This is a genomic window from Wolbachia endosymbiont of Nasonia vitripennis, from assembly GCF_048054115.1.
GTDB lineage: Bacteria > Pseudomonadota > Alphaproteobacteria > Rickettsiales > Anaplasmataceae > Wolbachia.
Map to the genome: position 1 here is coordinate 1 of NZ_JAFEVF010000025.1, position 11196 is coordinate 11196.

The 11196-nt window shown below is 34.0% G+C and carries 16 protein-coding genes and 1 tRNA gene; 8 read left to right on the top strand and 9 right to left on the bottom strand.

From position 1 onward, the window contains the following. Window positions 1-184 precede the first annotated feature (184 nt). The 5 genes from JR053_RS03990 to tkt all read right to left on the bottom strand — a co-directional run bounded on the left by JR053_RS03990 (window position 185) and on the right by tkt (window position 3639). A complete protein-coding gene (locus tag JR053_RS03990; protein ID WP_416603615.1) occupies window positions 185-406 on the bottom strand; it encodes a hypothetical protein in 222 nt (73 codons plus the stop codon). A 67-nt stretch (window positions 407-473) separates the two neighbouring features. Further along, window positions 474-1007, bottom strand: a complete 534-nt coding sequence (locus tag JR053_RS03995; RefSeq protein WP_155968672.1) for an ankyrin repeat domain-containing protein — start codon at window positions 1005-1007, stop codon at window positions 474-476. Between the two features lie 52 nt (window positions 1008-1059). Next, a complete protein-coding gene (locus JR053_RS04000; RefSeq protein WP_236607927.1) occupies window positions 1060-1491 on the bottom strand; it encodes a phage late control D family protein in 432 nt (143 codons plus the stop codon). Further along, complete coding sequence (locus JR053_RS04005; RefSeq protein ID WP_083810077.1) at window positions 1461-1718, bottom strand: hypothetical protein; 258 nt, start codon at window positions 1716-1718, stop codon at window positions 1461-1463. The genes JR053_RS04000 and JR053_RS04005 overlap by 31 nt, the downstream gene beginning before the upstream one ends. Then, window positions 1675-3639 (bottom strand): transketolase, encoded by a 1965-nt coding sequence (gene tkt, locus JR053_RS04010; RefSeq protein WP_010405397.1) that lies wholly within the window; start codon window positions 3637-3639, stop codon window positions 1675-1677. The genes JR053_RS04005 and tkt overlap by 44 nt, the downstream gene beginning before the upstream one ends. Window positions 3640-3752: 113 nt before the next feature. On the opposite strand from tkt, the gene rpsD reads away from it, so the two are divergent. The 8 genes from rpsD (at window position 3753) to dnaQ (ending at window position 8498) form a co-directional block, all read left to right on the top strand. Beyond that, window positions 3753-4367 (top strand): 30S ribosomal protein S4, encoded by a 615-nt coding sequence (rpsD, locus tag JR053_RS04015; RefSeq protein WP_006012690.1) that lies wholly within the window; start codon window positions 3753-3755, stop codon window positions 4365-4367. 10 nt (window positions 4368-4377) lie between these two features. Next, a tRNA-Leu gene (locus JR053_RS04020) sits at window positions 4378-4464 on the top strand. A 20-nt stretch (window positions 4465-4484) separates the two neighbouring features. Further along, window positions 4485-4679 (top strand): Fe-S cluster assembly protein IscX, encoded by a 195-nt coding sequence (gene iscX / locus JR053_RS04025; RefSeq protein WP_007302643.1) that lies wholly within the window; start codon window positions 4485-4487, stop codon window positions 4677-4679. 268 nt (window positions 4680-4947) lie between these two features. Beyond that, window positions 4948-5271, top strand: a complete 324-nt coding sequence (locus JR053_RS04030) for a DciA family protein (RefSeq protein ID WP_029237676.1) — start codon at window positions 4948-4950, stop codon at window positions 5269-5271. Window positions 5272-5325: 54 nt separating this feature from the next. After that, a complete protein-coding gene (gene rpmB, locus JR053_RS04035) occupies window positions 5326-5640 on the top strand; it encodes a 50S ribosomal protein L28 (RefSeq protein WP_007302640.1) in 315 nt (104 codons plus the stop codon). Next, a complete protein-coding gene (gene lipA, locus JR053_RS04040) occupies window positions 5633-6496 on the top strand; it encodes a lipoyl synthase (RefSeq protein ID WP_010405389.1) in 864 nt (287 codons plus the stop codon). The genes rpmB and lipA overlap by 8 nt, the downstream gene beginning before the upstream one ends. Before the next feature lie 98 nt (window positions 6497-6594). Further along, on the top strand, window positions 6595-6834 hold the full coding sequence (locus JR053_RS04045) for a hypothetical protein (RefSeq protein WP_246038607.1): 240 nt from the start codon (window positions 6595-6597) through the stop codon (window positions 6832-6834). 1004 nt (window positions 6835-7838) lie between these two features. After that, the gene (gene dnaQ / locus JR053_RS04050) at window positions 7839-8498 is read left to right on the top strand and encodes a DNA polymerase III subunit epsilon (RefSeq protein ID WP_372436136.1); all 660 of its coding nucleotides are present in this window, start codon (window positions 7839-7841) and stop codon (window positions 8496-8498) included. An 80-nt stretch (window positions 8499-8578) separates the two neighbouring features. Here the strand turns inward: dnaQ and JR053_RS04055 are convergent, their stop codons facing one another. The 4 genes from JR053_RS04055 to JR053_RS04070 all read right to left on the bottom strand — a co-directional run bounded on the left by JR053_RS04055 (window position 8579) and on the right by JR053_RS04070 (window position 11040). Then, the gene (locus JR053_RS04055) at window positions 8579-9406 is read right to left on the bottom strand and encodes a hypothetical protein (RefSeq protein WP_264730773.1); all 828 of its coding nucleotides are present in this window, start codon (window positions 9404-9406) and stop codon (window positions 8579-8581) included. A 91-nt stretch (window positions 9407-9497) separates the two neighbouring features. Beyond that, window positions 9498-9686: a hypothetical protein gene (locus JR053_RS04060; RefSeq protein ID WP_416603620.1), complete on the bottom strand. Its 189-nt coding sequence runs from the start codon at window positions 9684-9686 to the stop codon at window positions 9498-9500. After that, window positions 9683-10645 carry a hypothetical protein gene (locus tag JR053_RS04065; protein WP_416603622.1) on the bottom strand — a complete coding sequence of 321 codons (963 nt, stop codon included), beginning with the start codon at window positions 10643-10645 and terminating at the stop codon, window positions 9683-9685. The genes JR053_RS04060 and JR053_RS04065 overlap by 4 nt, the downstream gene beginning before the upstream one ends. Window positions 10646-10848: 203 nt before the next feature. Next, window positions 10849-11040: a hypothetical protein gene (locus tag JR053_RS04070; RefSeq protein WP_416603624.1), complete on the bottom strand. Its 192-nt coding sequence runs from the start codon at window positions 11038-11040 to the stop codon at window positions 10849-10851. Window positions 11041-11196 lie beyond the last annotated feature (156 nt).

Here is an 11196-nt window from a genome sequence, read left to right on the forward strand (position 1 = left end):
CAAACCTTTTTTGATAGTATGCATATTGCTTATCAGAAAAATATTGATAGCATTAAACAGGATGCTGATTTTGGTTTTGACTTTGTTAATTCTTCTGTCAGTTAATTCATGCCTGTCAGATCAAGTCTAAACTATTACATGCCACCTCCATCTACAGATAAAATGTACTTTGTCACTGTAAAATTTATTTGTGTTTGTGAATAGCTTCAAGTTCGTTGACTTCTTCAGTGAGGTTTTTCACTCTCTCTTCAAGTCGATAGACTATTTCGATTAGTCCTTGGTTTTTTTCTATAAATTCATCATGGATGTGTACACGTAAGTCAAGTTTTGCCAACCACCATATGAATCCTACAGTCTGTAGAACTATTGTTATTATTACCGCTATTGGGATTTTTTGCTTTTTCATGTGAAAATATTAACTTGTTATGGATAGTTTTGGAAATTTATATGCAGATTATAGAAAACTTACAGCTTTAGTGATTACTTTTTGTTGATTCGTATCGGTCCTCTGCTTCTGCAAGTAGCTTAATGATTTCATCATAAGGTTTGTCCTTATTATGCCGTGATCTTAATACAGCAATTTTCCTTGGTGTTTTTCCATCTGTATCTCTAATGGTAGGGTCTGAACCTTTGTCTAATAAAAATCTAATTATCTCCAATTTGCCTTCATATGTAGCTGCATGTAAAGGTGTCCATCTTTCATATTTCGTAGCATTTATATCAACTCCTTTTTCTACTAGGAATTTTACAACCTCTGCACATCCCTCTTCTGCAGCATAATGTAGTGCTGTTAATTTAGGGATCTGCACATTAATATCTAATAGATTTTCTACTAAGAATTTTACAGTCTCTAAGTTACAATTTTGAGAAGCAATGCGTAATATCGTTTTATAATTATCTGCAGCCTTTGCCTTCATGTAGGAATAGGTAGCAATAATACATACTATTACTGTTATAAGCCACCAAAAATGCAGCTTGTTTTTTGTATCTTGACCCAATTTATCCATATTCAACATCTTTTTAATATTAAATAGATCATTTACTCATTTTTTATTAACATTACTTACTCAAAGATGCTGACAACATAGTAAGGTAACCTGAGCTATTTAAAGTATGCTCCGCTCTATTAACTATCCATTCACCATCTACCGCTTGGTTAAAGTCTATAAGATTAAGTTTAGCTTCTGCAAAAATTTGAGGATTACCAGGCATAGTTATATCTAAAGCTTCATTGTTACGCTTCAATTGTTTCAACTTGGCATTTGCTGCACTCAGCGCTGACTCTGCATTAGAGTAAAGTTCCAGCATAATATAACTTGGCTCGCTACTACCAACTGTTTCTTTAATAGTTTCGCCCTTTTCATAGCTATGCCACTTTGCCACTACTGAATTATACTTATCACGTACGGTAAAATGTACTTTCCAGTTAATTGTATCTTGAGGTCTAATAGTCGTTGTTCCTAAAGCTTTTCCTGTGGCTGATTTTGCCATATTTTTGAAATAAACAATATATACCCACCAGCTAATTTTGCCATTGCTTCACGCTCTGTTGCGATCTTTGTTAACAGACTTATATCACTTTCATCTGCCTGATTAATGTGGGGTATCAATACATTCTTAAATTCCTTAGCGACTTTGTATCCATATCCATAATAACGGTACTGGCTGAGTTCATTAAGTAATTTTATGGGCAGTGGAATGATAAAAAGCGTTTTCACAAACACATTTTACTACATAATCAGCGCTAATATTAAAATGCTTATAAAGAGCTTCATAAGGTGCTGATTCTCCGAAACTTTTCATGCCAATAAATATACCATTTGAGCCTATATATTTATGCCAACCCACTTCACTTCCAGCTTCAATTGCAACTTTGATGCTGTCATTATTTAATACTACCGCTTTATATTCATCACTTTGCTCGTCAAAAAGCCTCCAACACGGCATAGAAATGACCCTTGTACCTACACCTTTTTCCTGTAATTTTTCTCTTGCCTCAACTGCAATTTCAACTTCAGATCCGGTAGCAAATATCGTCACTTCTAGCTTCCCTGAATATTCGCATAGTATATATGCACCAAATTTTGATAGGTTGGCCAATTGGTCAGTATAAGAGTGCATGTAATTAATATTTTGCCTTGAAAGCGCAAATAGTGCAGGTGACTCTTTTTTTTCAAGTGCAATGCTAATGCACTCCAAAGTTTCAATTGCATCTGCTGGCCTAAAAACATACAGATTTGGTATAGCTCTCAGAGAAGCTAAATGCTCTATTGGCTGGTGAGTTGGACCATCTTCTCCTACTCCAATTGAGTCATGAGTCATTACATATATAACCTGCTGTTTCATCAAGGCTGAAAGACGTATAGCAGGGCGGCAGTAGTCGGAAAATACTAAAAAAGTTCCACCATAAGGAATAATCCCACCATGAAGAGCCATACCATTCATACAAGCTGCCATAGCGTGCTCTCTCACTCCATAGTGTACATAAGAGCCACTATAATTATTACTATCTATTGCCTGCATGTGCTTATATTTAGTACAATTTGAACCGGTAAGATCAGCAGAGCCACCAATTAGTTCTGGCATAGACTTAGTTAATAGTTCCATTACTCTGCCGAAAGAAGATCGAGTAGCTTCGTTTGGCATTAGCTTACATATTTGTTTCTTCAGATCAGCCAAATCACTCTCGATATTATTCGGCAAACGTTTCTCAAGTCTTCTTTGTAGTTCTTTATTGATCAAGGATGTATAGTTTTGCTTTGCCCTCTTAACTGTTTCTATCCAAGCGTTTCTCACATCTTCTGGTACATGAAATGGTTCATAGTCCCAATTTAATTTTTCTCTCATCTGTTTTACATCTTCCTCTGTAAAGGCACCACTATGAGCAGAAGATGTGCCAGCACGGCTCGAAAATTTTCCGATAATAGTTTTGCAACAGATTAGTGTAGGTTTATCAGACTTTTGCGCCTGCTCTATTGCAAGGGATATAGCATCAAAGTCATGCCCATCGATTTTGTCAACATTCCATCCATACGCTGAAAAACGCTTTTCTACATCATCAGAGCAAGAGAGGCTAGTAGAGCCGTCTATAGAGATGTCATTGTCGTCAAAAAGTGCTATCAGCTTATTTAATTTAAGATGCCCAGCAAGGGACGCTGCTTCATGGCTTATACCTTCCATAAGACAACCATCTCCTAGCATTACATAAGTGTAGTGACTGATTTCAAACTGCTTTTCAAGAATCGATTCAGCAAGTGCCATGCCAACAGCAGTGGCAAATCCCTGACCAAGCGGGCCTGTTGTTGCTTCTATACCAGAAGTTAAGCCAAATTCTGGGTGACCTGGAGTTTTTGATGTAAGTTGCCTGAAGTTTTTTAGTTCATCTATACTAATGTAGCCTGTCAGATATAATATAGAGTATTGCAACATTGAACCGTGACCATTTGATAGGACGAAACGATCTCTACTGATCCATTGAGAATCATCAGGGTTATGGTTTAGATATTTAGCAAATAATACAGTGGCAACATCTGCCATGCCAAGTGGCATACCTGGATGTCCAGAATTTGCTTTTTGTACTGCATCAATTGATAAAAAGCGGACAGCATTTGCCATGGATTTTAGTAGTAGATGATTCATGTATTAATAGGAAAACTTAAAAGTGAAGTATACTACATCATAGTGGCAAAAACAAGTTGACACTTAATGTTAAAATCATTAATAATTTATAGTTAGATTGTGAGAATTTTTGTATGACAACTGTTATCAATAGAAAGTATAGAATCAGTCGCAGGCTTGGTGTAAACTTATGGGGTAGAGCAAAAGATTCGGTCAATAAAAGAAAATACCCTCCAGGTCAGCATGGTATTCTTGGATTTAAGAAGTTATCTGACTTTGGTAAGCAGTTTGCTGCACATAAAAAATTTAAGTTCTACTATGCAATTTCAAGCAAACAGCTTAGACGTACATTTTTAGATGCTTACAAAAGAAAAGGTTATACGGCTGATAATTTTATTGGTGCCTTAGAATCAAGGTTAAGTTCTGTTTTATATCACTCTGGTTTTGTGCCAACAATTTACTCGGCAAAACAGCTTATATCTCATAAACATGTTACAGTTAATGATAAGGTGGTTAACATATCAAGTTATAGAGTGAAGCCTGGTGATATAGTAAAAATAAGGGAAAGAGCAGCAAAAATTCCTATATTAATAGAGGCTGAACAAAAACAAGAACGTAAGGCTCCAGATTATTTAGAGGCAGACAGCAAAGCACTTTCAGTGAAGTATTTGAGAGCGCCTCAATATTCCGAAGTCCCCTATTCAGCAGACATGGAAGTCAATTTAGTAGTAGAATTTTACTCTAGATAAACAACATAAGGCCCGTGTGGCGGAATCGGTAGACGCAGCGGACTTAAAATCCGTGGGTTTTGCGACCTTGGGAGTTCAAGTCTCCCCATGGGCACCAGTTTAATTTATTAAAAAAGTATGAAATGGCTTGATATAGAAGATATTGCAGAAGCTCTAGAAGAGAAATTTCCAAATGAAGATATAATTAGTATTAGATTCACTGAACTTAAAAGAAAAGTCTTGGATTTAGAAGAGTTTGATGATGATGAAAAGTATTGTAATGAAAAAATATTAGAGGCCATTCAAGCAGCTTGGATTGCAGAAAGATCTTAAAAAACAGATAGCTATAAGAAAATTACTGCATACAGTAAAAAGATAATCTTCTTGGAAATACTATACTTTACTCGAATTTTAATTAGCTTCATAATAATTTAACAAATTAAAATTAAAAATGATTACAAGGTAGGAAACACAAAATTCTGGCAAATGCTAGATATACAAATACTGCTTTTTATGTGTGAGGCCGAGGATCATGAAAACAATAAGTTAGTTTTTTGTATAAGAAAGTTGTAATATAATTACAATGTTAAGCGCTGGAAAGATGTTTAAATATAGCGGGCCAAAGAAATTAAAATCTATAATAGAAAACTATGCATTAAAATGCATGAAAAATAAGATCAGCAAAAATGAAATACGTCTTATTTTAAACTGGAAGAGTATAGTTGGAGAGGAAATAGCAGAATGTACAAAACCACAAAAGATCTCATATGCACAAAACGTAAACTCTGGTGTGCTGTATCTGTTAGTAACAAATGGCAGTAAAGCATTAGAAATGCAGCATATGGTTTCTCTTGTAATAGAAAAAATTACAGTGTTTTTTGGCTATAAAGCAGTATACGGTATAAAAATCAAGCAAGGGAGTTGACTATTTAACTATATCAGGTTAACCTAGTTAAATAGGATAAATTGGTATATTAAAGTGAGTAGAATTTGTGAATTAACAAATAGAAAAAAGTCTTTTGGTAATAAGGTATCGCACTCAAATCGTAAAACAAAGCGTACCTTTCTCTTAAATTTACATAAGGTTACATTAACGAGTAATATATTAGAAAAAAAGTTTAGCTTTCGTATAGCAACAAGAACTTTAAGAACTATAGATTACAAAGGTGATCTTGATGCTTTCTTGCTCAACACAAAAACAATTAAACTAAGTAAAGAAGCGCAGAAGATAAAAAGAAGATTAAAGAAAGTTTTAGCAAAACAAGAGGTAGAGCTAGCTGTTTCAGATGCATAGTAAGCCTACATGGCTCAGAGCAAAAGCTCCAGCTGGTAAAGTATTCAATGAGACCTTAAACACTGTTAAGCTACACAACTTACATACAGTATGCGAAGAAGCTGCATGTCCAAATATTGGTGAATGTTGGAATAAACGTCATGCTACTGTAATGATTCTTGGTTCTGTTTGTACTCGTGCTTGTGCGTTTTGCAACGTTGCCACTGGCATTCCTGATAAGCTCGATCCTCATGAACCAGAAAATTTAGCAAAAGCAATAAAAAAGTTAAATTTAAAGCACGTCGTCATTACCTCTGTTGATCGTGATGATTTACCAGATGGCGGTGCAAATCAGTTTATAAGATGTATAGAGGAAATTAGAAAGATAACTTCGGAAACAACAATAGAGATTCTCACTCCTGATTTTTTAAATAAGAAAGGAGCATTTGAAGCAATCGCTGTTGCATCACCTGATGTTTATAATCACAATATTGAAACAGTACCAAGGCTATATGCAAAAATCAGGCCAAGAGCTCGTTATTTTCATTCACTGTATTTGCTAAAGATGGTGAAACAGATTAATTCTAAACTTTTCACGAAGTCAGGTATTATGGTTGGTCTTGGAGAAACAAAAGAAGAAATATTTCAGGTTATGGATGATTTACGTAGTGCCGAAGTTGACTTCATTACAATTGGTCAATATCTGCAACCAACTCCAAAGCATGCAAAACTTGATAGATATGTTACCCCAGAAGAGTTTGAGCATTATAAATATATTGCTTATTCTAAAGGCTTCTTGGTAGTTGCATCAAGTCCATTAACCCGTTCATCATATCACGCTGAAGAAGATTTTAACAGGCTCAAGGCTTGTAGTTAATATCTTAATTTTTTCAGAGTACAGTTTAATATAGTAATTAATATCTTGACTTTATTTAGAATATAATTTAATATAGGTATTGATGAAGCGAAAAAGTTATGGGTGATTCTAACGAAAAAGTTGACTACACTGAGTTATCAAAATCTTCTATTTCTGACAAAATAAAGCCAAAAAAAAGGTCACATTTTGTCAGCAAGTCCAAGTTAAAGAAATTACACTCGAAGGAAAAAAAGGAGCATGTAAACGATACAAAGAAAAGAAAGAGAAACAAAAACATGAGCTCAATAAAAAACCACAATTATGGAAGAGAGGTGCAGCAATTCTTGCTCCACCAGTAATTGGGTTACTAGTAAGTTTAGCATTAATCACAGGAAATTATTCATTCTTAACTACGGCTTTAGTTGCTGTAGCTGTTACATTAGCAATATATGGACTTGAGTATTTATTTAAACCTGAATTGCTAGAAAAGCCTGGTGAAACTTTAAAGGATTTAGTAACAGATTCTTTTGTAAAGGAAGAAAAAAACTCAAGAACTGTATCACAATAAATCAGAAAAGCTTAGTGAGTTGCCCTAGGCTTGACTTTTTACTTAGCTGATCACAAAAAGTATGAATTTTACAGCACCTAAACCAGCTGTTTAAGATCTTATATAAGCAATTGACAGCTACTGAGATGCCAGTTAAAATATTTACATAGTATATTAACAGAGGGTAAGGTGGGTTTTAGTGGATATGTACATGATAAAGCTTTAACAATATCAGATGTAAGTGCTAAAATTGATATAAGAGAGCTAGCAAACTTTCTACAGAGTAAAAAAGGCATTAACGAGCTTAATTTAATAAATGTAGAGATTGATAGTAAAGATGTAAAAGAGTTAAGTAAACTTACACATCTTACTTCGCTCACTCTAAGGAACAATAAACTCGGTTTTGAAGGTGCAGGATATATAGGTCAAGGCAATCTAAAAAACCTTACTTTACTTGAAATAAGTAATAACAATATTGGAGACAAAGGTTTTGCATTTTTGATTGGCAGCAAACGTCTCCCAAATCTTACTTTATTAAATGTAGAAAACAACAACATTGTTGGAGTGTGGCGCCACCACTATGGAGGAGATATAGCACTCAAAAATCTCACCTCACTTTATGTAGAAGGTAACGGTAAAAAATTCTTAAATGATAAAGAAGTTATCCTTGATAGTATAAAAAAAAGCTCAATAACCGAAGTGCCTGGACACTCTAGAGTAAAAGATGGTGAAGGTGCTACAAAAAAATTAGTAGCTAAAAGAAAAAAAACGATACAAGCTACCAATAGTCAGTCAGATCCTAGTAGTAGGTTAAGTATAGAACTTTCCAAACAAGATGGGCTGCGTGAAATAGTACTTGACACTGAAACTACAGGTCTTGATGTCAATAGCCATCGAATTATCGAAATAGGGTGTGTAGAACTAATTAATCATATTCCAACAGGCAAAGTATTCCATCGATACATCAACCCAGAAAGGAGCATAGACAAAGGTGCATTTAAAGTTCACGGTATCAGCGAAGAATTTCTAAAGGATAAGCCATTATTTTCAGAGATTGCATCTGAATTTCTTAATTTTATATCTAGCGATACTTTGGTAATTCACAATGCTGGATTTGACATTAAATTTTTGAACATGGAACTTGGTAAACTGAATGCCAAATTAATCTCTTCAGACAGAGTGTTAGATACATTACCGCTTGCAAGAAAGAAATTTGGACCACCGGCTTCTTTAAGTGCATTGTGTGAGCGTTTTGGTATATCACTAGAGAGTAGGGAGTTACATGGAGCGCTAATTGACGCTGAGTTGCTAGCAAAAGTATATGTTGAGCGATTACAAACTCCTTTGGATCGATGTCAGCATGCAGTACGTAACTTATCTCTTAGAGGACACTTGCCAAGTAATGAAGAAGTTAGTGAGCAGTTAGATGAGATTAACGTATCTGTTCATGAGGGAGTAGTAGATAGAAGATTGTAAAAACGCCTTTTGCTTTCAGTAGCGAAATTATTCTCTCAATGAATGTGTTTTCTAGCTTTAAAAATGCGAATCTCAATATCTTATCTTGAATTACTTAACTGTTGGTTCAAGTTTAAGTTCTTATCATGGTATGTATTTACATCTTTTAACACTTTAAGTGGTTCACCTAGACTATGTTCCACTTTTGTCTCAAATTTAAATCCCAAATTTCCAAAAAATTCTTGAAAATACTCAATAGTAATGTCACACAAACTTCTACCACTTGCTTTATAATTTTTCAGCTCTTTCGGAATATTAATAAGCACTTTACCATCCTCATATGTTATGCTTCTACCCTTAGATTTTAACTTAAATTCTACTGAGCTGTAAAAACCTGGTGTTTTGATATCATTAACAAGATCACTGCTGCGTACCTTTATACAATCCATGCTAAAATTGAGTTTTAGACAATTGGAGTCACGGCAATCCATACTATAAGTTATTATTATATTAGAATCTAACACAAGCAAGCCAAATGGAGAAAGAGCCTTCAATATATGAAGAAACAGAAAATGATTATACCCTTCTTGATGATAGTTAGTTATCAATTCTTCCATGATAGAGTCACTCGGAACTTCTGCACCAGCATATTCAAATATTTTTATGAAAATTTGCTTAAGAAATGGACTATAGTTCTTTCTTCCATTCTCATCTTCTAAAATGAGATCTTTATGTTTTGAATATAGCTTCTCAATAAGCTCATTAGGCACTTCTTTCTCATTAATAGTAAGGTTGTGTGATCTACCAAGGTCAATATATGTATTATAACCAAAGCTCCAACAACCTGACTTTACTGGTATAGATTTTAAATCAGCATATTTGAGCTTTTTTACTTTAGCTTTCAGTGCATTAACTATTTTTTTTGACATATTATTCCCTCTATCACATAGATTAATACTAGTATTATATTTTATTGACTGTCAATTATTTAGAACCTTTGCTTTAAAGGACTTTCTATCTTTAACAACTGTTATGCAAGCGCATTGCTACCCTGTCTACTTCTGCTCCTTCCAGCTTGTTATCTACTCGTTCATGGTATAGATCTTTTCCCTTCATCCAGGATAGGTCACCATTTATTGTACAAACGTAATTGCCATTGTTCTTTTCGAAAAAAAATAGCCCTAGTTTGCTTTCGTCTTGACCGATCAATCCATTACGGACTCTTCCACGGTATAAAATTGACCTAAATTTAAACCTATTTCACGATACCTAGAATAATGACAGACTAGCGGATCATATAGTTCTCTTATCTTACCATTTCTTAGATCAACTATTTTGCGCTCTATCTTATCTAATTCCTCTATAATACTCTTCCCTTTTTTCTTCGCTTCATTATCTAACAGCTGTTTCTCTCCCAATTCTTTATAAATAGCAAAAAACCGTGATTTTTCTTCTTTCGCAAGATTAGATAAACGCCCTGCTAACTCATAGCACATTTTTTCTTGACTCAGTATTTCGCTTTTATATTTAGATAAAATATTAATCGCTATACGTGAACAACTTACTGCGATCAGGTCATTATTTAAATCCGTTTTAATAATTTTGCCGGTCTCTTGATTAACATGTGCAGTAACTTGCCCTAATAAAATTCCCTCAGGAATTGTTATATCCTTCCCTATATGAGAGTCAATGGCTTTTAAAGAATCAAAATCTATATATATCCCACCTTCGTGTCCTGTAAACTGCTTTAAGAGTGCCAGAGCAACTAATCTAAAAGTATCTATTTCAACAGCAAAGTATGTTCTTTGTTCATCTGTCATGTTATACATATCTCTAAAGAAATCTTTGATACTAGTATCTTTACCATCTATCTTCCATCCTTGATCTATTTCGCTCCAGTCATACTGATGCAAGTCTATAACATGTACTCCTTCAATTCCTTTCAGTTCACGCTTTAAATCATCTATTTGATTTTCTTCGAACCCAGGACCGTTGATAATCAAATATATATCCCTCTCTTCTTTATTTATTAATTTATGATTTTTTATTATATCTAAGTAATTAAAGTCACTGTTTTTACCATCAGGTAAAGATGCACCATATACTCTTGGTACCCAAGTTAGTATTATTGGCGCTTCATTTGATAATTTTTTTACATTACCGATCATTATTTTACCTCAACACATTAATATACTCATATTATAATGAAATTTTAGCGGCGTACAAATAAAATCTCCTAGGGGCTTAAACATTCTCGTTTCTATATGTAGGTGACTGTTTCGAAGAAAATTATTTTTCAGCTAATATTTTAACTACTTTACTGAATTTTCTAGCACCGAATCGACGATACTAGAAAGTTCTTTAATCAATGCTATATAAGTGATAGCTCTCCCATTGCTACTTCTGCTTCTTCTACACAGTATAAACTCTCACCCTTCATCCAAGATAAATCACTTCCTAGTAAGGAAACATAATTACCATTATTACAATTAAAAGAAAATGATGGACATTTGCTTACTTTCTCACCACTTAATTGAACAAGAAGAGGTTTTATTGTACTCATTTGAGCAGAATTTAAAACTGTAATAGTTTAGACTTGATCTGACAAGCAAACAAAGTAAGATAAAAATATAGACAAGTTTTAAAGGAGTGTCAGATATGAATACAACACAAGAAAAAATACTAAAACCAAAGTTGGGATTGCTAGAACTTGCAAAGC

Bases quoted from the DNA above. Each gene is read 5' to 3' on its own strand.
- JR053_RS03995 (WP_155968672.1), bottom strand. From the start codon at position 1,007: ATGGATAAATTGGGTCAAGATACAAAAAACAAGCTGCATTTTTGGTGG.
- JR053_RS04030 (WP_029237676.1), top strand. From the start codon at position 4,948: ATGTTTAAATATAGCGGGCCAAAGAAATTAAAATCTATAATAGAAAAC.
- tkt (WP_010405397.1), bottom strand. From the start codon at position 3,639: ATGAATCATCTACTACTAAAATCCATGGCAAATGCTGTCCGCTTTTTA.
- JR053_RS04055 (WP_264730773.1), bottom strand. From the start codon at position 9,406: ATGTCAAAAAAAATAGTTAATGCACTGAAAGCTAAAGTAAAAAAGCTC.
- JR053_RS04065 (WP_416603622.1), bottom strand. From the start codon at position 10,645: ATGATCGGTAATGTAAAAAAATTATCAAATGAAGCGCCAATAATACTA.
- rpsD (WP_006012690.1), top strand. From the start codon at position 3,753: ATGACAACTGTTATCAATAGAAAGTATAGAATCAGTCGCAGGCTTGGT.
- JR053_RS03990 (WP_416603615.1), bottom strand. From the start codon at position 406: ATGAAAAAGCAAAAAATCCCAATAGCGGTAATAATAACAATAGTTCTA.
- JR053_RS04070 (WP_416603624.1), bottom strand. From the start codon at position 11,040: ATGAGTACAATAAAACCTCTTCTTGTTCAATTAAGTGGTGAGAAAGTA.
- JR053_RS04045 (WP_246038607.1), top strand. From the start codon at position 6,595: ATGGGTGATTCTAACGAAAAAGTTGACTACACTGAGTTATCAAAATCT.
- iscX (WP_007302643.1), top strand. From the start codon at position 4,485: ATGAAATGGCTTGATATAGAAGATATTGCAGAAGCTCTAGAAGAGAAA.
- lipA (WP_010405389.1), top strand. From the start codon at position 5,633: ATGCATAGTAAGCCTACATGGCTCAGAGCAAAAGCTCCAGCTGGTAAA.
- JR053_RS04000 (WP_236607927.1), bottom strand. From the start codon at position 1,491: ATGGCAAAATCAGCCACAGGAAAAGCTTTAGGAACAACGACTATTAGA.